Below are 25,421 nucleotides of genomic sequence, written 5' to 3'. Positions count from 1 at the left end.
CGGCACGTGACAACCGGTGAGAGCCAGGGAGGACCGTTTGTCACACGTCGCCGTAGCCGGACCCGTACCCGCAGTCACGCCCGCGCCGCCGCGCCGCGCCTGGACGGGCCGTGCCTGGGTACGACCGCTGCTCGGGCTCGCGGTGCTCGCCGTGCTCGTCGCCTCGGTGGGCACCGGCCCGTTCCTGGCCGGGCTGCGGCTGATCGACGCGCCGGCGCTGGCCGCCGCGCTCGGCATCGGCGTCATCACCACCGTCTGCTGCGCCTGGCGCTGGTCGCTCGTCGCCGGCGGTCTGGGCGTACGGCTGCCGATGCGCGCCGCGGTGGCGCACTGCTACCGGGCGGTCTTCCTCAATTCGACGCTCCCCGGCGGCGTGCTCGGCGACGTGCACCGGGCGGTACGGCACGGCCGCGACGCCGGGGACGTCGCCCGCGGCGTCCGGGCGGTGGTGTGGGAGCGCACCGCCGGGCAGGTGGTGCAGGTGGTCATCGCGGTGGCGCTGCTGGCCGCGTTCCCGTCGCCGGTGCGCCGGTACCTGCCGGCGCTGGCGGCCGGACTAGCCATGATCGCGCTGGTGCTGGTGCTGGCCGCCCGCGCGGTGCCCCGCTCCGGGGCGTCCCGTTTCGCCCGGGCGGCCCGCACCGCGCTGACCGACGTGCGCTCCGGGGTGCTGGGCCGCCGGACCTGGGCCGGAGTCGTGATCGCCTCGACAGTGGTGTTCGCCGGTCACCTGGCCACGTTCGTGGTGGCCGCCCGCACGGCCGGCGCGGACGCCCCGTTGTCGCACCTGCTGCCGCTGACGCTGCTCGCGCTGCTGGCCATGGCGGTGCCGCTGAACGTGGGCGGGTTCGGTCCGCGCGAGGGGGTGGCCGCCTGGGCGTTCGCCTCGGCCGGGCTGACCGCCGCGCAGGGTGTGGCGACCGGCACTGTGTACGGCGCGCTGGTGCTGGTGGCCAGCCTGCCCGGCGCCGCGGTGCTGCTCGCACGGCGGCTGCCCCGGCGCGAGCCCGGCAACTGTCGGTGATCCCGCCTACGGTGGGGGAGCGAGGTGTGCGTCGCCGGGCCCGCCCGGCGACCGGACGACAGGAGAACCATGGACGAAACCCTGCCCACCGCGACGGTCCGGACCCGCGTCACGGTTCCGCTGCGGTTCCCCGACGGGTACGTGACCACGGCCCGCGTGCACACCTTCCACGGTCTCGTCGACGGTCGCGAGCACCTGGCGTTCGGGCTCGGTGAGCACGCCGACGCCGACCCGCCGCTGGTCCGTCCGCACAGCGAGTGCCTCACCGGGGACGTGTTCGGCAGTCAGCGCTGCGACTGCGGGCCGCAGTTGCGCGAGGCGGTCGAGCGGATCGCCGAGTCGGGTGGCTACCTGCTCTACCTGCGGCAGGAGGGGCGTGGCATCGGCCTGTACGCCAAGCTCGACGCGTACGCCCTGCAGGACGGCGGCCTGGACACGTACGAGGCGAACCTGGCGCTCGGGCGCGGCGCGGACGAGCGCGACTACACGGTGGCCGCGCAGATGCTCGGCGCGCTGGGCGTGGACCGGGTGGCCCTGCTCAGCAACAACCCGGACAAGGCGGCCCAGCTCGAGCGGCTGGGCGTGACGGTGGCCGACCGGGTGTCCACCGGCGTGCACCTGTCGCCGGCGAACGCCGGTTACCTGGCGGCCAAGGTGACCCGCGCCGACCACGCCCTCGACCTGCCGTTCGTGCCGTGACCACCCGTCCGTACGTGCTGCTCAGCTGCGCGATGTCGATCGACGGCTACATCGACGACGCGACCACCGAGCGGCTGCTGTTGTCGAACGACGACGACCTGGACCGGGTGGACGCGATCCGGGCCGGGTGTGACGCGATCATGGTGGGCGCGGCCACAGTGCGCCGCGACGACCCCCGCCTGCTGGTGCGCAGCGAGCGCCGCCGCGCCGAGCGGGTGGCGCGCGGCCTGCCCCCGTCGCCGCTGAAGGTGACCGTCACCGGCAGCGGCGACCTCGATCCGGAGGCCCGGTTCTTCACCATGGGTGACGGGCTCAAGCTGGTGTACTGCCCGAGCGGGGTGGTGGACAAGGCCCGTGAGCAGGTCGGCGCCGTGTCGACTGTGGTCGACGCGGGGGATCCGGCCACCCCGGAGGCGGTGGTGGCCGACCTGGCCGGGCGCGGGGTGACGCGCCTGATGGTGGAGGGCGGCGGCTCGATGCACCGCCAGTTCCTCACGGCCGGCCTGGCCGACGAGTTGCACCTGGTGGTCGCGCCGTTCTTCGTGGGGGACGGGCGGGCGCCGCGCTTCGTCGGGGACGGCCGCTTCCCGTGGCACCCGGGCCGTCGGGCCCGGGTGGTCGAGGTACGCCAGATCGGCGACGTGGTCCTCACCCGCTACGCGCTGTCCGACCGCTGCCCGGCCTGACCCGTCCCGCCCGGTCCGCTCTTGTGCAAGCTCACGGTCGTGATTAGTTTGTTGACCATCCATACGAACTAATCCACTGCGCTTCCCTTCCCGAAGGGGGACCGATGACCGCGCACCACCCCGACCCGGGCTCCTCGCGCCGCCGCTTCCTCGGCCTGGTCGGCCTCGGCGTGGCCGCCACCACCACCGGCCCGCTGCTCGCCGGCTGTTCGGAGAAACCGGCCGGCTCCGGCGCCGCCCAGAACCTCGACGCCGTCTCCGGCCTGCTGCCCACCCGCAAGGACCTGCCCGGCGGCATCACGCCCGACATCACCGGTACGCGCCCGGTGCCCGACGGCTACACCCGCTACCCGGCGAATCTGATCGACGCCGTCACCGACAAGCCCGGCACCAGCGGCAAGCAGGTCACCGCCATGACCCCCGCCTGGGGCCCGGCACCGCCCGGCGTCGCGCAGAGCGCCTACCTCCAGGCCGTGAACGCCGAGCTGGGCACGCCGGTCAACTTCACCATCCAGGACGGCAACACGTACGCCGACAAGCTCAACGCGATGCTCGGCGCGCGCGACGTGCCGGACCTGCTGTGCGTACCGGGGTGGGAGGTGGAGAAGATCCCGCGCTTCGCCGAGGCGATCAAGGTGCTCTTCGAGGACCTGACCGATCACCTGAAGGGCGACGCCGCCGCCGCGTACCCGATGCTGGCGAGCTTCCCCACCGGGGCCTGGCGGCGGGCGGTGTGGAACGAGCGGATCATGTCCGTGCCCAACCCCACGGACGGGCCGTTCCCGTGGGCGCTGTTCACCCGCAAGGACGTGCTCGACGCCCGCGGCCTGGGCGTGCCGGCGAACCTGGACGACCTGCTCGCCGCGGCCAAGCAGGTCACCGACCCGGCGCGCAAGGTGTGGGCGTTCAACGACGTGTTCGCCATGATCCAGATGTTCCACAAGGTGCCGGGCCACAAGGGCGGATGGCGGGTCACGTCCGACGGCACGCCCGAGTTCAAGTACGAGACCCCGGAGTTCCGCCGCGCGCTTGAGGTCATGGCCAAGATCTACGCGGACGGCCTGGTCCACCCGGACATCGTGGCCAGCAAGGGCGCGGACGCCAAGCAGCTGTTCGCCAAGAACGGCGCGATCGTGTTCCTCCAGGACGGCGTCGGTTTCTGGCAGGGCGCCCAGGCCGAGCACCAGAAGACCAACCCCAAGCTGAACATCCAGCCGGTGCCGGTCTTCTCCGCCACCGGCGGCGACCCGCTGGTCTGGGGCGACGACGAGCCGATCTCCTACACGTTCGTCAAGAAGGGCCTCGGCAAGGACCGGGTCCAGGAGCTGCTGCGGATCATCAACTGGTGCTCCGCGCCGCTGGGCAGCCAGGAGGCGCAGCTGCGGGACTTCGGCGTCGCGGGCAAGCACCACACCCCGTCGCCGAACGGGCCGGTCAAGACCGACCTGGCGTTCAAGGAGATCGCCAACCAGTACTTCTTCATCAGCGGCCGCAACCCCACCATCGGGCCGTTCCCCGACACCCCGCGCTTCGTGCCGGACGTGCTCGCGTACTCCAACGAGATGGTCAAGCACATGGAGCCCAACCCGTGGGCCGGGGTGAAGCTGGAGATGCCCGCCGCCTACAAGGCCAACCAGGTGCCCACCGAGGACAAGTTCACCGACGTGCTGCGCGGCCGCCGACCGCTGAGCGACGTGGACGCCATCGTCAAGGAGTGGAAGGCCGCCGGCGGCGAGGAGGCCCGGAAGCTGCTCGCCGACGCGCTGCCCAAGGCGGGCCGATGAGCGAGCCGGCCGTCCTGGCCGGGCCCGAACAGGCCCGGCCGGACGCGCCGGCCCCACCGGGCCGCCCGCCCCGCCGTCGCCCGTCCCGCCGCCGGGTGCCGCTGCGCACCCGGCTGTGCCGGGACTGGCAACTGCTCGCCATGGTGGCGCCCGGCTTCGGAATCCTGCTGATCTTCAGCTACCTGCCGATCGCCGGCAACGTGATCGCGTTCCAGGACTACAACCCCTACCTCGGCGACAACCCCTGGCAGGCGTTCCTGCACAGCGACTGGATCGGCTTCGGGCAGTTCCAGCTGCTGTTCTCCGACCCGGCGTTCTGGGACGCGTTCCGCAACACGCTGGCGATCACCGCGTTCCAGCTCGTGTTCTTCTTCCCGCTGCCGATCCTGCTGGCCATCGCGCTGCACAACCTGCTGTCCAGCCGGCTGCGCGGACTGATCCAGACGATCGTCTACCTGCCGCACTTCTTCAGCTGGGTGCTGGTGGTGACGTTCTTCGTCGCGATGCTCGGCGGCGCCGGGCTGCTCGCCCAGAGCATGCGCGAGGCCGGGATGCAGCCGTGGAACGTGATGACCAACCCGGACACGTTCATCGTCCTGGTCACCGTCGAGGCGGTGTGGAAGGACGTCGGCTGGGGCACCATCGTCTTCCTGGCCGCGCTGTCCACCATCGACCAGAACCTCTACGAGGCCGCCGCCGCCGACGGCGCCGGCCGATGGCGGCGACTGTGGCACATCACGCTGCCCGGCCTGCGCCCGGTGATCGTGCTGCTGCTCATCCTGCGGCTGGGCGACGCGCTCTCGGTCGGCTTCGAGCAGTTCCTGCTGCAACGCGACGCCGTCGGCCGGCAGGCCGCCGAGGTGCTCGACACCTTCGTCTACCACTTCTCCATCGCCACCGGGAACTACGGCTACGGCGCGGCGGCCGGACTGTTCAAGGCCGTCATCGGGCTGGTTCTCATCCTGGCCGCCAACCGGGTGGCGCACATGCTCGGCGAACGAGGGATCTACTCGAAGTCATGACCACGCTCATCCGCCGGGCCGCCGGCGACCGATCCCGCCGGCCGGTGTGGCAGGAACCGCCCACCCCGCTCGGGCAGGGGCTCAAGGCCGTGATGCTCACCGTGCTGGTCGCGGGCGTGCTGTTCCCGCTCTGGGTGATCCTGGTGACCAGCCTCTCCTCCCGGGAGACCATCGCCCGGGCCGGCGGGCTGGTGGTCGTGCCCCGGGGCATCGACACGTCCGCCTACGAGACGATCTTCGCCGGTGGCGCTGTCACCCGGGCGCTGTGGATCAGCACGCTGGTCACCGTCTTCGGCACCGCCATCGCGCTGACGGTCACCGTGCTCGCCGCGTACGGGCTGTCCCGCCCCGGCTCGCTGGGACACCGCTGGCTGCTGGCGTACTTCCTGATCCCGTTCCTGGTCTACCCGCCGCTCGTGCCGCGCTACCTGGTGGTCACCGGGCTGGGGCTGAAGGACACCATCTGGGCGCTGGTCCTGCCGCCGGCGATCAGCGTGTTCAACCTGGTCGTGGTGCGCGGGTTCTTCCAGGGCATCCCGTCGGAGCTGCTGGACAGCGCCCGCATCGACGGCGCGAGCGACTTCCGTACGCTCGCGCGCATCGTGCTGCCGCTGTCCCGCGCGGTGATCGCGGTGGTCGGCCTGTTCTACGCGGTCAGCTACTGGAACGTCTGGTTCGACGCGCTGCTGTTCATCGACCGCAACGACATGTACCCGATCCAGCGGGTGCTGCAGAGCTACCTGCTGGCCGGGCAGGCCCCGCACACCTCCGGCGGCAGCAGCGGGGTGACCATGCCGCCGACCGAGGCGGTCAAGATGGCGGTGGTGGTGCTGACCGTCGCGCCGATCGTCGCTGTCTATCCGTTCATCCAGCGGCACTTCGTCAAGGGCGTGCTGATCGGCGCGGTGAAGGGCTGAGACCGCGGGTCTGTCAGAGCACCTGGGACAGGAAGCGCCGCAGCCGAGGATGCTCGGGTGCCTCGAACACCGCCTCCGGTGGCCCGGACTCCAGCACCACGCCCGCGTCCATGAACGCCACCGTGTCGGCGACGCTGCGCGCGAACCCCATCTCGTGGGTCACCACGACCATCGTCATCCCGGCGGCGGCCAGGTCCGCCATCACCGCCAGCACCCCCTTGACCAGCTCCGGGTCCAGCGCGCTGGTCGCCTCGTCGAACAGCATCACCTGCGGGCGCAGCGCGAGCGCCCGCGCGATGGCGACGCGCTGCTGCTGGCCGCCGGAGAGCTGCGCCGGCCGCGCGTCCGCCTTGCCGGCCAGGCCCACCAGGTCGAGCTGGGCGCGGGCCAGCGCCACCGCCTCGTCCTCGCTCAGCTTCTTGAGCTTGCGCAGCGCCAGCGTGATGTTGCGCAGCACGCTCAGGTGCGGGAACAGGTTGAACTGCTGGAACACCATGCCGATGCGCTGACGCAGGGCGTCCGGGTCGTCGCGCAGCACGCTGCGCCCGTCCAGCAGCACGTCGCCCCGGTCCGGCTCGATCAGCCGGTTGATGGTGCGCAGCAGCGTCGACTTGCCGGAGCCGGACGGGCCGATGACGCAGGCCGCCCGGCCCCGGGCCACGTCCAGGTCCGCGCCGCGCAGCACCCGGTGCGCGCCGAAGGCCAGGTGCACGTCGCGGACGGCCAGGCTGACCGAGGTCGTGGTGGTGGTCATCGCGGGTCCTTTCCGGACGGCGTGAGGTCGATCGGCTCGGCATCCGGCTCCGGCTCGGGCGGCGCGGCCGGGCGGCCCTGCCGCAGGCGCCGGTCCAGCCAGTTCACCGCGTGGGTCAGCGGCACGGTCAGCACCAGGTAGAACAACCCGGCCAGCAGCAGCGCGGACTGGTTACCGGTGTTGGCCGCGTAGTCCTGCCCGATCCGGAACAGCTCCCGCTGGCTGGCCAGCAGGCCGAGGAAGTAGACCAGGCTGGAGTCCTTGATCAGCGCGATGAGCTGGTTGACCCAGGCGGGCAGCACCCGGCGAACGCCCTGCGGGATGATCACCAGGCGCATCGCCTCGCCCCAGGAGAAGCCGAGCGCCCGCGCACCCTCCAGCTGGGCGGCCTCCACGCTCAGGATGCCGGCCCGGAAGATCTCACCGAGGTAGGCGGCGGCGATCAGCGACAGCGCCAGCACGCCCAGCGGGTACGGGTTCGGGCCCCACACCTGCATGCCGAGCGGTGCCAGGCCCACGCCGATCAGGAGGATGGTCGCCGCGGCCGGCAGGCCGCGGAACACGTCGGTGTAGACCCGCGCCGGCCACCGCAACCATCGGGTACGCGAGATGCCGGCGACGGCCAGCAGCATGCCCAGCACCGAGCCGAGCAGGGCGGCGGAGACCGCCAGGGTGAGCGTGTTGGGCAGCCCGACGGTGAGCATCTCGGGCAGCGCCTCGCGCATCGAGTCCCAGTCGCAGAATGTCTCCCACAGCGTGCTCAGTGGATCCATGTCCGCTCCGTCCGCCCCGCTCGTGCTCGGTTACCGGTTCAGGAAGCCGCCGACGGCGACGGCACGGCCACCGAGCCGCTGCCCGGCTTGAAGTCGGCCGGGATCGGCCGCCCCGGGTAGTACTCGGCCTGCAGACGGCTCCAGGTGCCGTCGGCGATCACCTCGTCGAGGCCCTTGTTCAGCGCCTCGCGCAGCTTGTCGTCGCCCTTCGCCACCGCGTACGCGGTCGGGGTGGGGCTGAGCTGCTTCGCCGCGACCTTGATCTTGCCGTTGCTGTCGGCGGCGGACTTGTCGCCGATCTCGGCCGGGGCGATCCAGGCGTCGGCGGTGCCGGCCTTGAGCTGGTTGATCGCGCTGTTGTAGTCCGGCACCCGCACCGGGTCGAGGTTCTGCTTGGTGGCGTAGTCGTCCTGCACGGTGCCCTGGACGACCACCACCCGCTTGCCGGCGAGCTGGTCGAAACCGGTGAGCGTGGAGCCGGCGGGCACGTCCAGGCCGAAGTAGCCGAAGTCGTAGCCGTTGCCGAAGTCGACAGTCTTCTTCCGCGCCTCGGTGATCGTGATCGAGGAGCTGCCCACGTCGAACTTGCCGCTGTTGACCTGGGCGAGCAGGCCGGAGAAGTCGGTGCCGACGAACTCCACCTTCAGGCCGATCTTGCCGGCCACCGCGCGCAGCAGCTCGTTGTCGAAGCCGGTGAACTTGCCGTCCTTGAGGAACACGTTCGGCGGGGCGTCGGTGAGCGTGCCGGCGCGGATCACGCCGGGCTGGAGCAGGCCGTACGGATTGTCGGCCGCGTCGGTCTCGTCGCTGCCGCAGGCGGTGAGCGCGGTGACGGCGAGCAGGGCGGCCGCGCCGACGGCGGCGGCACGGGTCAGGACGGTACGGAAACGCACGATGTCTCTCCAGAGTGGATGGACGCGCGGAGGTGCGCGTCGGCGCCGGCCCGCCGGGCAGACGGCCGGGCCGGAGAAGGTGGATCGGAAAAAGGAGGGGGCGTTCGCTCAGCGCACGAGGCGACAGGCGTCGCTGCACACCCGCATCAGGTCGACGTGGCGGCGCTTGACCAGCGCGAAGCGGGCCGGGTACGCGGCGACGTCGCCGGAGGGGGTGGAGGGTGGTGCGGACATCGGTCTCCCTGGTCTGTTGCTGACCTGGGTGCCAGGCCACGCTTGCACCGGCGGCTGCCGGTGCCTGGTCTTCACCCGGGGCACCCCACCGCGGAGGAGGGTTGCCGGCCAGCGAGCCGGGGCTTCGCGCTGGCGCTCATGACCTGCCCAGAAGGCTAGCAGCACCGCCGTGGCGGTCGTCCAGCGGTTATGACCACCCTCACGCGCGGCGCCTTACCGACGGGCCGGGACGACCGGCGCGTCGCGGCCGGTGCCGTGCCGTGACGGGCTGTGCTGCTCGTGGTAGTCCTGTTCGACGTTGACGGTCCAGACGTCGTGCTCCGCGCCGTGCGCGATGTTCTCCGCGGTCAGCATCGCGGTGAGCATCGAGTGGTCGGCGTTGTTGTACCGGTGCATGCCGTTGCGCCCGACCGGGTGCACGTTCGGCACGTTCGCGGCCAGCCAGTCCCGGATCACGTCGACGTTGTGCTGGTACCGCTCGTCGTAGACCGGGTACGCCTTCGGCATCCGGACCACGTAGCCCGCCTCCACGCACCCGGGCTTGACCAGGCCCAGCCGCTCCAGCTCGGCGGTGGCGAACGCGATCAGCTCGGCGTCCGGCGTCCGCCACATCTCGTCGCCCTCGAACACGAAGTACTCCAGCCCCAGGCAGGTCCGCCCGTCCTTCACCAGGTACGGCGACCACGAGCCGAAGTTCTGGATCCGGCCCACCCGGGCTGCCGGGTCGTGCACGTAGATCCAGTTGTCCGGGAACGAGAACTCCTCCGGCACCACGAGCGCCACGGTCAGGAAGTCCCGGTACCGCAGGTCGTCGGCGGCGGCCCGCACCTCCGGCGGCGCCTCCGGGCGCATGGCCCGCACCAGCGCGGAGATCGGCATCGAGGAGATCACGTGCGCGGCCCGCTCGGTCCACTCCCCGCCCGCGTCGGCCACCGTCACGGCGGTGGCCCGCCGCGCGGCCGGATCCCGGTGCACCTCGGTCACCCACGTGCCGGTGCGTACCGTGCCGCCCCGCTTGGCGACCTCCTCGGCGCAGCGCTCCCACATCATCCCCGGGCCGTGCTTCGGGTACTGGAACTCCTCGATCAGGCTGGTCACGTCCGTACGGTTGCGCCGGGGCAGCAACGCATTCCGCATCGCCGTCGCCAGCGACAGGTTCTTGATCCGCTGGGCGGCCCAGCCGGCCTGCAACCGGTCCGCTGGCATGCCCCAGACCTTCTCCGTGTACGTCTTGAAGAAGATCGAGTAGAGCCGCCAGCCGAACCGCGCCGACACCCACCCCTCGAAGTGCGACTGGTCCTTCGGCGGGCGCAACCGGGCCCGGCCGTACGAGCCCAGACAGCGCACCGCCTCCAGCACCCCGAGGTTGCGCAGCGCGTTGCCGGCGCTCAGCGGGTAGTCGAACAGCGCGCCCCGGTAGTAGATCCGGCTCATCCGCGGCCGGAGCAGGAAGTCCTCGTCCGGCAGGATCTCGTGCCAGAAGTCCTCGACCCGGGCCACCTTCGTGAAGAAGCGGTGCCCCCCGATGTCGAAGCGCCAGCCGTCGCGCTCCACCGTCCGGCTGATCCCGCCCACCACGTCGTCGGCCTCGTACACCCGGACCGGCTCGCCGTGCCGCAGCAGCTCGTACGCGGCGGTCAGCCCGGCCGGCCCCGCCCCGATGATCACGGTCCCGTCGCCGTCACCCATGCCGTCCGCGCCCCCCGCCATCAGCCTCACGATGCGGCGCCGCGCTTACCCGCCCAGCCGACAACCTCACCTGCCCGCCCACACCGATCCACCACCCGGCCCGCCCTGGGCTCGCCCTCGCCCGCCCACCCCGCCCTCGCCCGCCCACCCCGCCCTCGCCCGGCCCGGCTCGCCCCGTCGATCATGAAGTTGACGGCGTTCGGTGTCCGATTCGTCACCGCCAAGTTCATGATCGACAGGGCGGGGCCGGGGCCGGGGCGGAGCCAGACGGGTGTGGGCGGGGCCGGACGGGGAATGCGGGCCGGGTTTTCCGGCCGGGCACGTCGGCCAGGGGCCGACCGGTGGGAGCGCGATGGTGGAGGAGCGGCGGGTCGAACCCGGCGGCGCGGCCGAACCCAACCGCGCGGCCGAACCCAACCGCGCGGCCGAACCCAACCGCGCGGCCGAACCCAACCGCGTGGTCGAGCCCGACCTCGCGGCGGAACGCGACCGCGCGGCCGGACCTTCCGGCGGGGCGCGGTCCGGGCGTACCCGATGGTGGTCGCGCAGGGCTCCGGTCGTCCGGCGACTGCCCGAGCCGTGGGGATTCGTGCTCGCCGTCTTCGCCGGCTCGAAGCTCGTGCTCAGCCTGCTCGGCGTACTGGTGCTCGCCGCGTGGGACGGCGTGCCGGGGGCGCCGCCGCCCGACGAGACCGGGATGCGGGCCCAGCAGGACGCGATCTCGTCGCACCGCTGGTTCTCGCTCTGGTTCGCCTGGGACTCGTTCCTCTATGAGCACCTGGCCCGGCTGCCGCTGGACCGGCCGTGGCCGGACTTCGGCTTCCCGCTGCTCTACCCGTTCCTGGCCCGGCCGCTCGCGCCGCTGCTCGGCGGGCACACCGCATGGGCGCTGCTGCTCGTGAGCAACGTGGCGCTGGTGTTGCAGCTCTACTACGCGTACCGGCTGGGGGGCCGGCTGTTCGGCGGCGCGGGACCGGACGACGGCCGGCGGGCGGTCCGGTACCTGCTGCTCCTGCCGACGGCGTTCCTCTTCCAGGCGGCGCTCACCGAGTCGCTGTTCGTCTGCCTCGCGCTCGCCGCCTTCTGGTACGCCGAGCGCGGCCGCTGGCTGCTCGTCGGAGTGGTCGGCTACTTCCTGGCGATGAGTCGCTCAGTCGGCTTCCTCGTGGTGGTGCCGCTGGCGCTGGTGCTGCTGCGCGAGCACGGCTGGCGGGCGGGACCCCGCCGGTGGCCGCGCCTGCTGCGGAAGGGCTGGCCGTTGGTGCTGGTCCCGGCGGGCTGGCTGACGTTCATGGCGTTCTGCCGCTGGCAGAGCGGGGACTGGTTCGCCTACCAGCACACGCAGGAGACCGGCTGGGGGATCCGGCTGCAGAACCCGCTCGCGACGGTCGCGTCTGCGCTGTTCGGCGGCAACTCGGTCAACGCCCTGCGGGTCTGGATCGCGGTGGCGATGCTGGCGGTGGCGGTCGTCGGGCTGCGCCGGCGGGCCGACTGGCCGTACCTGGTCTACACGATCGTCGTGGTGCTGGTGCCGCTGTCGATGGGGCCGCCGGTGTACAAGAGCCTCCTGCGCTACCTGCTCGCCGCCTTCCCGGTGGCGTTCGTGCTGGCCCGGTGGGCGCGGCGGCCCGGCCTCGACGGCTGGCTCACCGCCGCGCTGGCGCTGCTGCAGGGCGCGTTGTTCGCGGTGTGGCTCACCTACTGGACCCACCTGATCATCTGACCGCTGCCGCTGCCGCTGCCGCTGCCGCTGCCGCTGCCGCTGCCGCTGCGGCCGTCGTGCCGTTGCGGCCGTCCGGCGGGACGGCCGGGCGGGCCGCAGAATGGGCGGATGACCGACCGGCGGGTGACAGTCGACGACCTCGGTGCGTGGTTGATCAAGGGGAACGCGGACGCGGTGGACCTGACGGCCCGCTTCTCCGCCGACCCGCGCGTCACCGGCTGGTGCGTCCGCCCGGGTTACCGGGTGCGGCTGATGCGCGCCGGCCAGCCGGTCGTGTTCTGGGCCAGCGGCAGCCGGGGCCGGGCGCCGTACGGCGTCTGGGGCGTCGGCCGGATCGCCGCTGCTCCCGAGCCCGGGGCACCGGGGGAGGCGTGGACCGCGCCGCTGGACCTGACGATCCTGGACGAGCCGCTGCGGGTACGCCGCGAGGTGCTGCGCGCCGACCCGCGGCTGGCCGGCGCGGAGGTGCTCCGGCAGCCGCAGGCGGCGAATCCGTCCTACCTGACCGTGGCGCAGTTCGAGGCGCTGCGCGGATACCTGCCCGCCCGGCTGAACCGCTGATCTCGATCCGGGGATCCGGACGGATTCCGCTCGCCGGCCGCCGTCGACGCGGAAGACTTTCGCCAACGGAGGTGTCAGTCATGGCCGGTTCATCCCGGGTCTCCCGCACGGCGCACGCGTCCCCGGTACGCCGGGCCGCCCTGGTGGTCGGCATCGTCTTCCTGGTGGTGGGTGTGCTGGGGTTCATCCCCGGCATCACCACGAACTACGACACGATGATGTTCGCCGGGCACGAGTCCCGGGCGAAGCTGCTGGGCCTTTTCCAGGTGTCGGTCCTGCACAACATCGTGCACCTGCTCTTCGGCGTGGCCGGGCTGGCGCTGTCCCGGACGGTCTCCGGCGCCCGCGCGTACCTGATCGGCGGCGGTGCCATCTACCTGGTGCTCTGGCTCTACGGCCTGGTGATCGACCACGACAGCGGCGCCAACTTCGTACCGCTCAACGGCGCCGACAACTGGCTGCACCTGTTCCTGGGCGTCGGCATGATCGCCCTCGGGGTGGCGCTCACCCGCCGCCCGGCGCGCCGCGCCTGACTGGTCCGTCCGGCGGACCGCGCCTGACGGCCGGGCTGGGGTGCCGCGCCTGACGGCCGGGCCGGCGCGCGTCCGCGTGCCGGCCCGTTGCCTGCCCGGGGTTACGAGGCGCCGGTTCAGGCGGCCAGGGCACCGGCGAGCCGCCGGGCCTCGGCGACGAGTCGGCTGCCCCCGCCCCGCGCCACCACGTCGGCCAGTCCGGGTACCTCGATCCGGACGCCCGTCGCGGTCGCCGCCTCGGCCGCCACCGCCAGCAGGTCCGGCGTGCCCCGGGGCGGCGTCGGCGCGGTCAGCAACGGCGGCAACGCCGCGGCGAGCAGCCGCCACACGCTCAGCCGGGCACCCGCCGCCAGCGCGTCGCGCAGCGGCGTGACGGCTCGGGTGAGGATCACCTGTCCCTGCGCCCCCATTTCGCCCAGATGCCCGCCGACCGCCGGCGCGTCCAGGTCACCGGCAGCGGCCAGGAGCAGCAGCGCGTCGAGCGCGGCGACCCGGTCCGCCTCGTGCCGGGCGCACAGCCCGTACGCCACGGCCAGGTCCAGCGCGGGCCCGCCCGCACCTGTGCACTCGGCGAGCGCCAGCAGGACCGGCCCTCGTCCGCCGAGATCCTCCTGGGCGGCCATCGCCAGCTCGGGGAGGACATGGGCGGCGACCACGCCCCGGTGCCCGGGCAGGACGGCCGGCCACAGGTCGTCGGTGCCGAAGGTGCGGGTGCCGATCGCCGGGGGCGTCAGGGTGATCAGGCCGAACCGGTCGTCCACGTCGGCCGACGGGGTGAGCGCGACCAGCCGGCGTCGTTCCGGCAGCGAGTCGTAGCTCCAGTCGTGCGTGCGGGAGCGTTCCCGCCGGCCCACCGTCACCACCTCCTGCGCCGGCACCGGCAGGATCTCGCCGCGCAGCCAGGCCGCCAGTTCGATCCCGGCGGTCGTGCCGAGCGCTTCCGCGCGTGCCGCCAGCGGCTCGTCGACGACGGCGGGCAGGCGCAGGAACGCCTGCCCGCAGTCCCACAGCCAGTACGGCCGGTCGCCGAGCGCGGCCAGCCGCTCGTAGAGCACCACCGGTTCGATCGCTCCGGTGGCCGAGGTGGGCGCGGACAACAGCCCGGGATCGTCGTGACCGTCCAGCCGTTGCCCGGCCTCGGCCAGGCGCAACCGGTAGAGCCATCTCGGCGCGGGACGCCCCGACGCCGCCTGGGCGGACCGGGACGTCGCCAGCACCGAGGCCCAGTGGTCCCGGCGGCGGGTGGCGTCACCGATCCCGGCGGCGGCCAGCAGCAGCCCGTTCATCTGCGCCGCCGGGAGGAACCGGGTCCAGGTTTCGTGGTACTCGGTCACCTGGCCCCGGCGCAGCACCGGGCCCAGCGCTGCCGCGACCCGGTCGCGCTCGCGGGTGCCCAGCCGCACCAGGCCGTCCATGACCCGTTCGAGAACGGCTGCCGGCCACTGCCCGCGCAGGGCCGCGGCGACCTCCTCCACCAGTTCGTCCACGTCGTCGATCGGCGGCGGCGCGGCCGCGGCCGGCAGTAGCGGTGGCAGGTCGTCGCGGGCCTCGACCACCGTGGCCACGGCCGCCGGCCGGTGACCGTGCCGCGCGGCAAGCATCAGCGCGCGCTCGCGCAGGCCGGCGTCCGGGTGGTCGGCCGCCACGGCGAGCACGGCGCCGATCTCCGGGGCCAGGTCCGGGTGCTGCCGGGCCAGCAGGTCGAGCCAGGACACCTGCGCCCGGACCAGCGCCTTCTCCGGCCGGGCCAGGACCGTCCGGGCGGCCTCGCACAGCGCTTCCGGCTCGGCGGCGTCGCCTGCCTCCCGCAGCGCCCGCTGGGCGGTGCGGGCCACCGGCCCGGGACCGTCGGTGAGCAGCCGCAGATAGGCGTTCGACCGCACCGCCACCTCGTCCGGGGTCGGCGCGAGCAGATCGTGCAGGGCCAGGAACGGCCGCAGTGCGCCCGGCCGGTCGCCGCGAAGCAGCCGGCCGAGCACGCCGTTGAGCAGGGCCGCGCGGTCGAGCCGGCCCTCCGCCGCCAACGCCACCAGCGCCCGGGGCACCGCATTCGAGTCCGTGCCCGCGCCGTCGCCGCGGGCCAGTTCGGTGCCCACACCGTCCACCTCGAACAGGCGCGGCAGCAGCGCGTCGAGGAACGGGTCCGCGCGGAGCCGGTCCACGGTCGGCAGGCGCGTCCCGCGCGGGACCGGCCAGCCCTGCGCGGCGGCCCAGCCCCGCACGAAGTCGTCAGCGGTCGGCGGCGGCGCCTTCTCGGCCAGCAGGAGACCGGCGACGAACCGCCAGCCCGCGACCATCCGGTCCCGGGGGAGCCGGTCGGCCAGCTTGTACGCCACGTCCGCCAGCCAGGTCACGCCGCGTTCCCGGGCGACGTCGACCACCGGCGCGGCGTCGACACCGCTCAGCCAGACCGAGCGGCGGCCGAGCAGCGCGGCCACCTTCGTCGGCGTGCTCAGCGTCCCGGCCGCGGCCACCGCCAGCGTCGCCGCCTCGCCCTGCCACCACCAGGCGTCCCGCCGGCGGCGCACCTCGGCGACCAACTCGTCGCCGAGCACCCGCCGGGCCGGCTCGTCCAGCCCGGCCAGAGCCGACCGGACCTCCGACATCCTGCCGCTCACCACCGCCTCGACGAAGCCGCTCACGACAGCGCCTCCACCGGCGCCGCGACCATAGACACGGCCAGCGCGTGCCGGCACGGCCCCCGCTGCCCGCGGTGCCGGGCCCACCAGCGGCACGTGCAGGAGTACGCGCCGTCCGGGTGGCGGCGTACCCGATAGACCTCGGCGTCGGTGCGTACCGTCGCGTCCTCGCCGTCCCGCTCGACCGCGCCGCGCTCGACCAGCGCTCGCGCGCCGACCAGCCGCGGGTTGTCCCGCTCCGCGCGGCCCGCGTCGTAGGGCATCACCCGGTGGAAGTACGCCCCGTCCGCCACGTCGTACCCGACCCGCCCGGCGGTCCCCAACTGGGCGAGCGCGGCACGGACCCGCTCGTCGGGCAGCGCCGCGGCGTCGGCCAGCGCGGCCACGTCGATCGTCGGATCCCAGTTGAGCAGCGCGCCGACCAGCTCCGCGTCGTCGACCACGTCGTCGCCCGCGAGCGCCGCCAGGGCCGCGCCCTCGCCCGAGAACCCCCGGTACGGCTCGGGGGAGAGCGTCAGCGACACCCGCAGCGCCCCGGTGTCCAGCTCCCACGTGCTCGGCACGGCGGGCGAACCGGCGCGCACCGCTGGGCCGTACACCCGCAGTGTGCGGGCGTGGCGCAGCACGCCGCGCAGCGCCGCCAGCCGGCCCGCGCCGGCCAGGCAGACCGCGCCCGGCACCGGGCGGGACGTCAGCCGCAGCGTACGCCCGGCGGGCACCGCCCACAGCACGCTCCGGTCGTTCGCGGCGGGCAGCCGGCGCAGGAACGCCGCCGCCTCGACCGCCGTGATCTCGGCGCGCGGCTCGAAGCCGGCGGTGAGCACGTGCACCTCGGCGAAGCCGCGCAGCCAGCGGCCGGGCAGCGGCACCTTTCGCTCGACCACCGAGCCGTCCATGGTGGAGACCGTCAGGTCGTCCGGGCCGACCGCCACGTGCAGCGGCTCGATGCCGCCCACCCGGGCCAGCGCCTCCCGCAGCGGCGGGTTCACGTCCACGTTCGTGGTGCCGTGGCCGCTGATCTCCCCGTCCAGCCCGGCGGGCAGGACGTCCATCCGCGCGTACACCCCGCAGCAGCCGGAGAACGACTCGAACCGCAGGCGGCCGCGGCTGCCGGTCACCACCGGGTCCAGGCTGGCCGGGTTGACCGGCTGGTGGTACCGGGTGCGGGCCACCTCGGCGACGGCGAGCAGCCCGGCCGCCGCGGCGGCCGGGGCGGTGAGGAAACCGGCGAAGAAGCGCGGGTTGGCCGCCGGGCCGCCGCAGGTCTGCAGATCGAGACCGGCGGCGCGCAGCGCGGACGGCTGAAGGTATCGGTACGTCTGGACGGCGTTCACGGCGCAGACCGTAGAGCGACCGACCGACAAAACCGCGACGGTCCTGCTAGCGTCCTCGGATGTTCGCCCACGCCCTCACCGACGACGCGGAGCTGCGTCCACTGTCGCCCTGGCACGCCGACGAGTTCCTGGCCAACCTCGACCGCTGCCGCGACCACATCGCACCCTGGGTCGGCGCGTCCTTCGTCGCCACCGACGCCGCGTCGGCACGCAAGGTCCTCCAGGCGTACGCCGACAGGTGGGCCCGCGACGACGGCGGCATCTGGGGCATCTGGCAGCGCGGCACGCTCGTCGGCGGCGTGCTGTTCGTGTCGCTGAGCACCGATCGCGGCGTGTGCGAGGCCGGTTGCTGGCTGGAACCGGGCGCCGAGGGGCAGGGGCTGGTCACCCGCGCGGCCCGTTACGTCATCGACTGGGCGGTGCGGGAGCGCGGCATCCACCGCGTCGAGTGGATCACGAAGGCGGGTAACGAGCGCAGTGTCGCCGTCGCACGGCGGCTCGGCATGCGCCGCGACGGCGTCATGCGCGGGGCAGCGCCGACGCCCGACGGCCGCGCCGACCTGGAGGTCTGGTCCGTTCTGGCGCCGGAGTGGACGGCCTGACCGCCGAAACTGTCGTACCCGGACGTGAACATGTGTCCATGGCTGTCCCCGCACTGGCCGACCGGTCCCCCCAGCCGCGCGCCCTGCCGCTGCGCGAGGTCCGCACTCGGCTCACCCAGCTCGTCTCCCTGGCCGAGCTGACCGACACCGTCACGCTCGTCACCCGCGACGGCGATCCGCGGCCGGTCGCCGCGATCGTGCCCGCGTCCGCCGCCCGCACCGGCGCCCAGGCGCGCGCCGACGCCGAACGCGTCGCCGCGATCAGCGCCGGATGGGCCCGCCGCCTGGAGGAGTTGCACCGGCAGTCCAGCCGGCGGCACGCCGCCGAGCTGCGGGCGCTGGCCGACGCGCTCGCCGAGGCGTGGGCCGAGCTGGACCGCCGTGCCCCGGCCGGCGACGCCTCGCTGACCCGGCTGCGCGCGGCGCACGCCGACCTGCTGCGCCGCTGACCCGTGGCGTCCCGCCCGGTCTGCGCGGGACGCCACGGGCAGGCGGTCAGCCGCGGCCGCGCTCAGCCCGGTAGCGGCGGATCAGCTCGGCTGTCGACGTGTCCACATCGGCCAGGTCCGGGTCCGGCCCGGTGAGTTTCGGCGCGAGCTGATTGGCCATGACCTTGCCCAGCTCCACACCCCACTGGTCGAAGGCGTTGATGTCCCAGATCGCCGCCTCGGTGAACGTGATGTGCTCGTAGAGCGCGATCAGCTGGCCCAGCGTCGCCGGGGTGAGCTTCGGCGCCAGGATCGACGTGGTCGGGTGGTTGCCCGCCATCACCCGGTGCGGCACCACCTCGGGCGCGGTGCCCTCGGCCTCCACCTGCTCCCGGGTCCGCCCGAACGCCAGCGCGGCGGTCTGGGCGAAGAAGTTCGACATGAACAGGTCGTGCATGTCGCCCAGGTCGTGGTTGGGCCGGCTGAACGCGATGAAGTCCGCCGGGATCAGCCGGGTGCCCTGGTGGATGAGCTGGTAGAAGGCGTGCTGGCCGTTGGTGCCCGGCTCACCCCAGAAGATCTCCCCGGTCGGGTACGTCACGGGCGAGCCGTCGACGCGTACCGACTTGCCGTTGCTCTCCATGGTGAGCTGCTGCAGGTAGGCGGGGAACCGGTGCAGGTACTGCGAGTAGGGCAGCACCGCGTGGGTCTCCGCGCCGAGGAAGTCGGTGTACCAGACGTTGAGCAGGCCGAGCAGCGCCGGAATGTTGCGCTCCACCGGGGCGGACCGGAAGTGCTCGTCGACCGCGTGGTAGCCGGCCAGCATCTCGCGGAACCGGTCCGGGCCGATCGCCAGCATCACCGACAGGCCGACCGCCGACGGCAGTGAGTAGCGTCCGCCCACCCAGTCCCAGAAGCCGAACATGTTCTCCGGGTCGATGCCGAAGTCCCGGACCCGCTGCTCGTTGGTGCTGACCGCGACGAAGTGCCGCGCCACCGCGTCGTCGTCGGCGTCCAGCCCGGCGAGCAGCCAGCGCCGCGCCTGGTCGGCGTTGGCGAGCGTCTCCTGCGTGGAGAACGTCTTGGACACCACGACGAACAGGGTGCTCGCCGGATCCAGGTCGGCGGTCTTGTCGTGGATGTCGGTCGGGTCGATGTTCGACACGAACCGGCAGCTGATGCCCGCGTCCCGGTACGCCTTCAGCGCCTCGTACGCCATCACCGGCCCGAGGTCGGAGCCGCCGATGCCGATGTTCACCACTGTGGTGATCCGCTCGCCGGTGTGGCCGCGCCACGAGCCGGAGCGCACCCGCTGCGCGAACGCCGACATGCGGTCCAGCACGGCGTGCACGTCGGCGACCACGTCCTGGCCGTCCACGGTGAGCGACGCGTCCGCCGGCAGGCGCAGCGCGGTGTGCAGCACGGCCCGGTCCTCGGTGACGTTGATGTGCCGGCCGGCGAACATGGCCGCGATCCGGTCGGTCAGCCCGACCCGCTCGGCCAGCGCGCCGAGCAGCGCGATCGTCTCGTCGGTGACCAGGTGCTTGCTGTAGTCCACGTGCAGGTCGGCGACCTCACCGGTGAGCCGCTCACCCCGCTGCCCGTCGGCGGCGAACAGGTCGCGCAGGTGCGTGCCGCGCATCGCCTCGGCGTGCTTGCGCAGCGCCTGCCATTCGTCGGTGGTGGTGACGTCCACAGCCATCGGGTCGATCTTCTCCTTCACGACGGGCGGTCGGCCGGCCTGCGCCGGCGAACCCCACAAGCCTGCCACCCGGACCGGTCGCGCGCGACGCGACCCGGCGGTGAGCACCGTGCGGGCCGGACTTTCCGGCCGCCGCGGCGGGACACGCCCTTGGGACATCTGTACGACACGCCGGTCACTGAGTGACATGTATCGATTGCGGAACGTAAGCTCCGGAATCGTCGGCTTACCGGAGGAGGCACGGATGGCAGCGGTTTTCGGTCCTCGGCGCCCCTCGGACGAGCACCCGCCGGACGAGTCCGCCACGGCCGGGAGCGCGGCGGGCGACGAGTCACCGCTGCCGGAGTTGGCGGACGGGCACTGGATGAACCGTGCCACCGAGTTCGCCCACACCAGCTTCTGGTCGGTGGCGCGCCGGCTGCCCGCCCTCGTGCGCGAGGCCATCGGCCTGGCCTGGGCGACCAGCCGCCGGGACACGCTCGCCTCGATCGGGCTCAACGTGGTCGCCGGCCTGCTCACCACCTTCGGACTGCTCGCCACCACCGGCGTGCTCCAGCAGCTCTTCGCCGCCGGGCCGACACCGGACCGGATCCGGGCGGCCCTGCCCGCGTTGCTGCTCGCGGCCGCCGCCGTGACGGCCCGGGGAGCGCTGACCGTCGCCGCCGGCTGGGCGCAGGCGCGGCTCATCCCGCAAATCAACTACCAGGTGGAACTCCGGCTGTTCGAGGCGACCACCGCTGTGGAACTCGCCGCGTTCGACGACGCCGGTTTCGCCGAGGAGATGGATCGTGCCCGGGACCGGGGCATGGCCGAGGCCGCGTCGATCGTGGACCACACCGTGAACCTGGTGACCGGTGTCGTGGGTGTGCTGGCCACCGCCGCCGCGGTCACGGTCATCCAGCCCGTTCTGCTGCCGTGCCTGCTGCTCGCCGCGGTGCCCGAGGCTGTCACCGCGGTCAAGCTGGCGCGGCGGCAGTACCTGGCGCTGCTGGCCTGGATCACCCGTCGCCGCCGGATGTTCATGCTGGCCCGGTTGATGGCCGACCGGCACACGGCCGCCGAGATCCGTGCCTACCAGATGCGGGACTTCCTGCTCGCCGAGTACCACCGGATGATGACCGTGGAGACACAGGCCCAGCTCCGGCTGGCCCGTTCGCAGACCGTCACCCGAGGACTCGGCCTGTCGGTGACCGGGGTGGCCGCGTTCGCGGTCTACGCCGTACTGGGCGGGCTGCTGATGGGCGGCGTGGTGGCGCTGGCGGCGGCGGCCACCGCGCTGCTCGCGCTCCAGTCCGCGCGGACGAGCCTGCGCACGGCGGTCTTCGCCACCAACTCGCTCTACGAGGACGCCCTCTACTACCAGGACTACCGCGACTTCCTCGACCGGGCGGCGCGGCGGATCCCGGCCGGCGGGCACCTGCGCGTCGACGGGTTCGAGCGCATCGACGTCGAGCGGGTCAGCCTGCGCTACCCGGACACCGAGAGCGCGGCGGTCGACGAGGTCAGCCTGACGGTACGGCGGGGTGAGGTGATCGCGCTGGTGGGGGAGAACGGCTCCGGCAAGACCACGCTCGCCAAGCTGATCGCCGGCCTCTACCGGCCCACCGGCGGCACGATCCGCTGGGACGGCGTGGACGCCGCCGACCTGGACCCACGGCAGACCGCCGCCCAGGTCGCGGTGATGAGCCAGGACTGGTGGAAGTTCCCGTTCACCGCCCGGCAGAACATCCGCGTCGGCCGCCACGACCGCGCCGGCGGGGCCGGCCCCAGCGTGGAGACCGCCGCCCGGGACGCCGCCGCGCACGACATGATCAGCGAGTTGCCGTTCGGGTACGACACGCTGCTGGACCGGCAGTTCAAGAACGGGCAGGACCTGTCCGGCGGGCAGTGGCAGCGGCTGGTGGCCGCCCGTGGTCTCTACCGCGACGCCCGGCTGCTGATCTGCGACGAGCCGTCCGCCGCCCTGGACGCGCGTGCCGAGCACGCCCTCTTCCAGCACCTGCGGCGGCACCCCGACCGGGCCGTCGTGCTGATCACCCATCGGCTCGCGAACGTCCGGCACGCCGACCGGATCTTCGTCATGGACCACGGCCGGCTCGTGCAGTCGGGCGACCACGACACGTTGATGGCCCAGGGCGGACTCTACCGAGAACTGTTCGAGTTGCAGGCCGCCGGCTACCTCGCGGGCAGCGCGGAGCCTGCCGACGGTTGACCTCCAGCGCACTCGAACTCCTACCGTGACCGGACCGCGCGCCACCCGGCCGGCGCGGTGCACACCAGGGAGTTCACATGCGCTATCGCGTCCTCGGCGGCACCGGCATCGAGGTCAGCGTCCACTGCCTCGGCACCATGATGTTCGGCGCGGTCGGCAACCCCGACCACGACGACTGCGCCCGGATCCTCCACGCCGCCCTCGACCGTGGAGTCAACTTTGTGGACACCGCCGACATGTACTCGGCCGGCGAGTCGGAGGAGATCGTCGGCAAGGCCCTGCGCGGCCGGCGCGACGACGTGGTGCTCGCCACGAAGGTCCACTTCCCGATGGGGGAGGGGCCCAACCGGGGCGGCAACTCGCGACGCTGGATCGTCCGGGCGGTCGAGGACAGCCTGCGCCGGCTGGGCACCGACTGGATCGATCTCTACCAGGTGCACCGTCCCGACCACACCACCGACGTCGAGGAGACGCTCGGCGCGCTCACCGACCTGGTCCGGGCCGGGAAGATCCGCGCGTTCGGCTGCTCGACCTTCCCGGCCGAGGAGATCGTGGAGGCGCACCACGTCGCCGAGCGGCGTGCGCTGGGCCGCTTCCGCACCGAGCAGCCGCCGTACTCGATCCTGGCGCGCGGCATCGAGGCGTCGGTGCTGCCGGTGTGCCGCCGCTACCGGATGGGTGTGCTGGTGTGGAGCCCGCTGGCCTCCGGGTTCCTGTCCGGCCGGTACCGGCAGGGCCGGCCCGTCGACCTCGGCGCCGGCCGCCCGGCGCTGACCCCGGCCCGGTTTGACCCGGCGCTGCCGGGCAACACCGCGAAGTACGCCGCCGTCGAGGAACTGGTCGCGCTCGCCGACGAGGTGGGCTGCACGCTGCCGCAGCTCGCCGTGGCGTTCACCGCCGTGCACCCGGCGGTCACGTCGACCATCATCGGACCGCGCACGATGGACCAGTTGGACGCGTTGCTCGCCGGGGCGGAGCTGACACTCGACGACGCGGTGCTGGACCGTATCGACGAGATCGTCCCGCCCGGTACGAACCTCTACCAGCCCGACGGCGCCTGGTCCCCGCCCACCCTGACCGACCCGTCCCACCGCCGCCGTCCCCGCCCAGCCCGAGCCGCCGCCTGACCCGTCCCGCCCACCCGCCCCCGTCGCGCCCCCTCCCCGCCCTCCGCTCCCCACCCGCACCCCTCGCCGTCGATCATGGAGTTCCGGCCCCGGCAAACAGCGCGATCCGGACACGCGAGGGGCAGAAACCGCAAGATCGACGGGGCGCGGGGCAGGGCCGGGGCAGGCGGGGAGGGGCGGGTGGGAACTGCGTCGACACAAGAAGTGTGCGGCTCCACACTGGGCGGGTGGAACATCGGGATCTTGTCCGGGTGAGCAAGCGGCTGTCGCTGGCGTTGCGGCACCGGCCCGACGCGTTCGGGTTGCGGCTCGACCGGGCGGGCTGGGTGCCCGTGGCCGATGTGCTCGCCGGGCTGGGGATCAGCCGCGCCCAGCTGGACGCCGTGGTCGCCAGCAACGACAAGCAGCGCTTCGCGGTCGAGGCCGGCCCGGACGGGGCCGACCGGATCCGCGCCAACCAGGGGCACTCCGTCCCGGTCGACCTGGGCCTCACCCCGGCCGCGCCGCCGCCCCGGCTGTTCCACGGCACCGGCGAGGCCGTGCTGGACGCTATCCGGGCGCAGGGGCTGCGCCGGGGCGGGCGGCACCACGTACACCTGTCGCCGGATGTGGCGACGGCCCGGCGCGTCGGCGCACGCCGGGGCGGCGCGGTGGTGGTGCTGACGGTGGACGCGGCGGCGATGGCCGAGGCCGGGTACCTGTTCTACCGCTCGGCGAACGGGGTGTGGCTCACCGACACGGTGCCGCCGCCCTACCTCGGCACCACCTGAGCGGCGGTCAGCAGGCGGTCACCGGGTGGGCGACCACGGCGTCGAACAGGTACGCGAGGTCGTTCGGCGCGGCCCGGTCGGGCTGAACGGCGCCGGTGCTGTCGGTGGCGCGGGCGCGCAGGACGTGCCGCCCGGCGGTCGCCGGGCACCAGCGGACGGTCCAGCGCTGCCAGGGCCCGCCGCGGTCGGCGGCGACCAGGTCGGCGGGGCGCCACCCGTCGCCGGTGTCCACCTCGACGTGCGCGATCGGGCCGTTGCCGGACCAGGAACGGCCGGTCAGCAGCACGTCCTCGCCGGCCGGCAGCCGGGCGTCCCAGGGCAGCTCGAACGCGCTGCGCACCGGCTGGGCGGTGAGCACGGTGCCGTCGGCCGGGTGGCCGGGGCCGAACATCCGGTAGAACTGGGTGTTCCACGGCGAGAACAGCGGCGTGGTGGAGACCTCGATCGCGCCCACCCACTTGATCGAGGAGATGCCGACCCAGCCGGGCACCACGACCCGCACCGGGAAGCCGTGGTCGGCGGGCAGCGGCTCGCCGTTCATCTCGTACGCCAGCAGCACGTCGTCGAGCGCCTTGGCGACCGGCATCGGACGGCGTACCCGGCCGAGGTTGACCCCGCCGGAGACGTAGTCCGGGTCGAGGCCCTCGGGCATCACGTCGACCGCCTCGTCGCGCAGCCCGGCCAGGCGCAGCACCGTGCCGAGCCGCACGCCCCGCCACCGGGCGACGCCGACGCTGCCGAGTCCCCACGCCACGCCCGGGGCGGGCTCGTCCTGCTGCTCGGCGAAGTAGCGGCGCCCGTTGCCGGCGCACTCCAGCAGCGCCGCGTGCTCCTCGGCGGGCAGCCGGCGCAGCTCGTCGAGGTCGAACTCGACCGGCTTGTCGCGGGTCGGCGCGCCGCGCAGGCCGTCGCCGAACAGGCGCAGCCGCCAGGTGGCCGCGTCCAGGTGCGGGGTGACAGTGTGGTTGCGGACGAAGAAGCGGTCGGTCGGGACCACGTACCCCTGGCCGGCCATCGACGGCCAGCGCATCTCGGCGTTGGTGTCCAGCGGGCGCAGCAGCTCCGGCGGCAGCGGCTTGACGATCGGCGCGCCGGGGTCGACGCCGACCGGCGCGGGTGCCACCGCGACCGGCTCGCGCTCCGCGGCGGCGGCGGTCACCGCGGCCATCGCCGCGCCCACCTCCAGCAGCCGCTCGCGGTCGACGCCCGGCCCGTGCGCCTGCCCGGCGAGCCACTGCCGGCTCCGGTCGGCGTCGTGGACGGCTTCGGCGGGGGACGGGGACTGAGTCACGGCTGACCTCCGGGGTGGGCGACG

At 73.5% G+C, this 25,421-nt stretch carries 23 protein-coding genes and 1 riboswitch; of the genes, 14 read left to right on the top strand and 9 right to left on the bottom strand.

Translation table 11 applies throughout. From position 1 onward, the window contains the following. Positions 1-37: 37 nt before the first annotated feature. From ACQP26_RS17770 to ACQP26_RS17745, 6 genes are all read left to right on the top strand, one after another. Positions 38-1,024 (top strand): lysylphosphatidylglycerol synthase transmembrane domain-containing protein, encoded by a 987-nt coding sequence (locus ACQP26_RS17770; RefSeq protein WP_433493433.1) that lies wholly within the window; start codon positions 38-40, stop codon positions 1,022-1,024. A 69-nt stretch (positions 1,025-1,093) separates the two neighbouring features. Further along, positions 1,094-1,723, top strand: coding sequence for a GTP cyclohydrolase II (locus ACQP26_RS17765; RefSeq protein WP_433493432.1), 630 nt, complete (start codon positions 1,094-1,096; stop codon positions 1,721-1,723). Then, positions 1,720-2,409, top strand: a complete 690-nt coding sequence (locus ACQP26_RS17760) for a RibD family protein (protein ID WP_433493431.1) — start codon at positions 1,720-1,722, stop codon at positions 2,407-2,409. The genes ACQP26_RS17765 and ACQP26_RS17760 overlap by 4 nt, the downstream gene beginning before the upstream one ends. Positions 2,410-2,513: 104 nt before the next feature. After that, on the top strand, positions 2,514-4,193 hold the full coding sequence (locus ACQP26_RS17755) for an extracellular solute-binding protein (protein WP_433493430.1): 1,680 nt from the start codon (positions 2,514-2,516) through the stop codon (positions 4,191-4,193). Then, a complete protein-coding gene (locus ACQP26_RS17750; RefSeq protein ID WP_269705603.1) occupies positions 4,190-5,215 on the top strand; it encodes an ABC transporter permease in 1,026 nt (341 codons plus the stop codon). Before ACQP26_RS17755 ends, ACQP26_RS17750 begins: the two co-directional genes overlap by 4 nt. Then, positions 5,212-6,132, top strand: coding sequence for a carbohydrate ABC transporter permease (locus tag ACQP26_RS17745; protein WP_433493429.1), 921 nt, complete (start codon positions 5,212-5,214; stop codon positions 6,130-6,132). The genes ACQP26_RS17750 and ACQP26_RS17745 overlap by 4 nt, the downstream gene beginning before the upstream one ends. A gap of 13 nt (positions 6,133-6,145) precedes the next feature. Here the strand turns inward: ACQP26_RS17745 and ACQP26_RS17740 are convergent, their stop codons facing one another. The 5 genes from ACQP26_RS17740 to ACQP26_RS17720 all read right to left on the bottom strand — a co-directional run bounded on the left by ACQP26_RS17740 (position 6,146) and on the right by ACQP26_RS17720 (position 10,475). Further along, positions 6,146-6,886, bottom strand: a complete 741-nt coding sequence (locus tag ACQP26_RS17740) for an amino acid ABC transporter ATP-binding protein (protein ID WP_194799146.1) — start codon at positions 6,884-6,886, stop codon at positions 6,146-6,148. After that, positions 6,883-7,659: an amino acid ABC transporter permease gene (locus ACQP26_RS17735; RefSeq protein ID WP_433493428.1), complete on the bottom strand. Its 777-nt coding sequence runs from the start codon at positions 7,657-7,659 to the stop codon at positions 6,883-6,885. The genes ACQP26_RS17740 and ACQP26_RS17735 overlap by 4 nt, the downstream gene beginning before the upstream one ends. 38 nt (positions 7,660-7,697) lie before the next feature. Next, complete coding sequence (locus ACQP26_RS17730; protein WP_433493427.1) at positions 7,698-8,552, bottom strand: ABC transporter substrate-binding protein; 855 nt, start codon at positions 8,550-8,552, stop codon at positions 7,698-7,700. 108 nt (positions 8,553-8,660) lie between these two features. Beyond that, complete coding sequence (locus ACQP26_RS17725; protein WP_262420631.1) at positions 8,661-8,786, bottom strand: hypothetical protein; 126 nt, start codon at positions 8,784-8,786, stop codon at positions 8,661-8,663. Between the two features lie 33 nt (positions 8,787-8,819). After that, positions 8,820-8,930: riboswitch (SAM riboswitch) on the bottom strand. A 69-nt stretch (positions 8,931-8,999) separates the two neighbouring features. Then, positions 9,000-10,475: an NAD(P)/FAD-dependent oxidoreductase gene (locus tag ACQP26_RS17720; protein WP_433496159.1), complete on the bottom strand. Its 1,476-nt coding sequence runs from the start codon at positions 10,473-10,475 to the stop codon at positions 9,000-9,002. 352 nt (positions 10,476-10,827) lie between these two features. On the opposite strand from ACQP26_RS17720, the gene ACQP26_RS17715 reads away from it, so the two are divergent. From ACQP26_RS17715 to ACQP26_RS17705, 3 genes are all read left to right on the top strand, one after another. Beyond that, positions 10,828-12,198: a hypothetical protein gene (locus ACQP26_RS17715; protein ID WP_433493426.1), complete on the top strand. Its 1,371-nt coding sequence runs from the start codon at positions 10,828-10,830 to the stop codon at positions 12,196-12,198. 108 nt (positions 12,199-12,306) lie between these two features. After that, positions 12,307-12,759, top strand: a complete 453-nt coding sequence (locus ACQP26_RS17710) for a hypothetical protein (RefSeq protein ID WP_433493425.1) — start codon at positions 12,307-12,309, stop codon at positions 12,757-12,759. Between the two features lie 80 nt (positions 12,760-12,839). Then, positions 12,840-13,292 (top strand): DUF4383 domain-containing protein, encoded by a 453-nt coding sequence (locus ACQP26_RS17705; protein WP_269705612.1) that lies wholly within the window; start codon positions 12,840-12,842, stop codon positions 13,290-13,292. Positions 13,293-13,408: 116 nt separating this feature from the next. On the opposite strand, the gene ACQP26_RS17700 is transcribed toward ACQP26_RS17705, so the two are convergent. Both ACQP26_RS17700 and ACQP26_RS17695 read right to left on the bottom strand, forming a co-directional pair. After that, positions 13,409-15,934, bottom strand: a complete 2,526-nt coding sequence (locus ACQP26_RS17700; RefSeq protein WP_433493424.1) for a hypothetical protein — start codon at positions 15,932-15,934, stop codon at positions 13,409-13,411. Next, the gene (locus ACQP26_RS17695; protein WP_433493423.1) at positions 15,931-17,265 is read right to left on the bottom strand and encodes an SWIM zinc finger family protein; all 1,335 of its coding nucleotides are present in this window, start codon (positions 17,263-17,265) and stop codon (positions 15,931-15,933) included. The genes ACQP26_RS17700 and ACQP26_RS17695 overlap by 4 nt, the downstream gene beginning before the upstream one ends. Before the next feature lie 59 nt (positions 17,266-17,324). On the opposite strand from ACQP26_RS17695, the gene ACQP26_RS17690 reads away from it, so the two are divergent. Together ACQP26_RS17690 and ACQP26_RS17685 are read left to right on the top strand one after the other, a co-directional pair. After that, entirely contained in the window at positions 17,325-17,867 is a 543-nt protein-coding gene (locus ACQP26_RS17690; protein ID WP_269705615.1) for a GNAT family N-acetyltransferase, read from the top strand. 38 nt (positions 17,868-17,905) lie between these two features. Then, the gene (locus ACQP26_RS17685) at positions 17,906-18,316 is read left to right on the top strand and encodes a type II toxin-antitoxin system Phd/YefM family antitoxin (protein WP_269705616.1); all 411 of its coding nucleotides are present in this window, start codon (positions 17,906-17,908) and stop codon (positions 18,314-18,316) included. Positions 18,317-18,362: 46 nt separating this feature from the next. Here ACQP26_RS17685 and pgi read toward each other — a convergent pair whose 3' ends face one another. Further along, positions 18,363-19,997: a glucose-6-phosphate isomerase gene (pgi, locus tag ACQP26_RS17680; RefSeq protein ID WP_433493422.1), complete on the bottom strand. Its 1,635-nt coding sequence runs from the start codon at positions 19,995-19,997 to the stop codon at positions 18,363-18,365. 244 nt (positions 19,998-20,241) lie between these two features. Between pgi and ACQP26_RS17675 the strand changes: the two genes are divergently transcribed. From ACQP26_RS17675 to ACQP26_RS17665, 3 genes are all read left to right on the top strand, one after another. Continuing rightward, positions 20,242-22,209: an ABC transporter ATP-binding protein gene (locus ACQP26_RS17675; protein WP_433493421.1), complete on the top strand. Its 1,968-nt coding sequence runs from the start codon at positions 20,242-20,244 to the stop codon at positions 22,207-22,209. A 77-nt stretch (positions 22,210-22,286) separates the two neighbouring features. Further along, positions 22,287-23,336: an aldo/keto reductase gene (locus ACQP26_RS17670; protein WP_433493420.1), complete on the top strand. Its 1,050-nt coding sequence runs from the start codon at positions 22,287-22,289 to the stop codon at positions 23,334-23,336. A 227-nt stretch (positions 23,337-23,563) separates the two neighbouring features. Further along, complete coding sequence (locus ACQP26_RS17665) at positions 23,564-24,106, top strand: RNA 2'-phosphotransferase (RefSeq protein ID WP_433493419.1); 543 nt, start codon at positions 23,564-23,566, stop codon at positions 24,104-24,106. A 7-nt stretch (positions 24,107-24,113) separates the two neighbouring features. On the opposite strand, the gene ACQP26_RS17660 is transcribed toward ACQP26_RS17665, so the two are convergent. Beyond that, positions 24,114-25,397, bottom strand: a complete 1,284-nt coding sequence (locus ACQP26_RS17660; RefSeq protein WP_433493418.1) for a sulfite oxidase — start codon at positions 25,395-25,397, stop codon at positions 24,114-24,116. Positions 25,398-25,421: the final 24 nt, after the last annotated feature.

Origin of the sequence: Micromonospora sp. CA-248089 (assembly GCF_050948515.1) — a bacterium.
Classification (GTDB): domain Bacteria; phylum Actinomycetota; class Actinomycetes; order Mycobacteriales; family Micromonosporaceae; genus Micromonospora.
The sequence above is the reverse complement of the archived record's forward strand: the minus strand, read 5'-3'. Positions and strand labels throughout refer to the sequence as shown.

Excerpts from the sequence above, each read along its gene's own strand:
- ACQP26_RS17750 (WP_269705603.1), top strand. The coding sequence starts at position 4,190 with ATGAGCGAGCCGGCCGTCCTGGCCGGGCCCGAACAGGCCCGGCCGGAC.
- ACQP26_RS17735 (WP_433493428.1), bottom strand. The coding sequence starts at position 7,659 with ATGGATCCACTGAGCACGCTGTGGGAGACATTCTGCGACTGGGACTCG.
- ACQP26_RS17675 (WP_433493421.1), top strand. The coding sequence starts at position 20,242 with ATGGCAGCGGTTTTCGGTCCTCGGCGCCCCTCGGACGAGCACCCGCCG.
- ACQP26_RS17755 (WP_433493430.1), top strand. The coding sequence starts at position 2,514 with ATGACCGCGCACCACCCCGACCCGGGCTCCTCGCGCCGCCGCTTCCTC.
- ACQP26_RS17725 (WP_262420631.1), bottom strand. The coding sequence starts at position 8,786 with ATGTCCGCACCACCCTCCACCCCCTCCGGCGACGTCGCCGCGTACCCG.
- ACQP26_RS17745 (WP_433493429.1), top strand. The coding sequence starts at position 5,212 with ATGACCACGCTCATCCGCCGGGCCGCCGGCGACCGATCCCGCCGGCCG.
- ACQP26_RS17690 (WP_269705615.1), top strand. The coding sequence starts at position 17,325 with ATGTTCGCCCACGCCCTCACCGACGACGCGGAGCTGCGTCCACTGTCG.
- ACQP26_RS17720 (WP_433496159.1), bottom strand. The coding sequence starts at position 10,475 with ATGGGTGACGGCGACGGGACCGTGATCATCGGGGCGGGGCCGGCCGGG.
- ACQP26_RS17685 (WP_269705616.1), top strand. The coding sequence starts at position 17,906 with ATGGCTGTCCCCGCACTGGCCGACCGGTCCCCCCAGCCGCGCGCCCTG.
- ACQP26_RS17765 (WP_433493432.1), top strand. The coding sequence starts at position 1,094 with ATGGACGAAACCCTGCCCACCGCGACGGTCCGGACCCGCGTCACGGTT.
- pgi (WP_433493422.1), bottom strand. The coding sequence starts at position 19,997 with ATGGCTGTGGACGTCACCACCACCGACGAATGGCAGGCGCTGCGCAAG.
- ACQP26_RS17705 (WP_269705612.1), top strand. The coding sequence starts at position 12,840 with ATGGCCGGTTCATCCCGGGTCTCCCGCACGGCGCACGCGTCCCCGGTA.
- ACQP26_RS17670 (WP_433493420.1), top strand. The coding sequence starts at position 22,287 with ATGCGCTATCGCGTCCTCGGCGGCACCGGCATCGAGGTCAGCGTCCAC.
- ACQP26_RS17740 (WP_194799146.1), bottom strand. The coding sequence starts at position 6,886 with ATGACCACCACCACGACCTCGGTCAGCCTGGCCGTCCGCGACGTGCAC.
- ACQP26_RS17715 (WP_433493426.1), top strand. The coding sequence starts at position 10,828 with ATGGTGGAGGAGCGGCGGGTCGAACCCGGCGGCGCGGCCGAACCCAAC.
- ACQP26_RS17710 (WP_433493425.1), top strand. The coding sequence starts at position 12,307 with ATGACCGACCGGCGGGTGACAGTCGACGACCTCGGTGCGTGGTTGATC.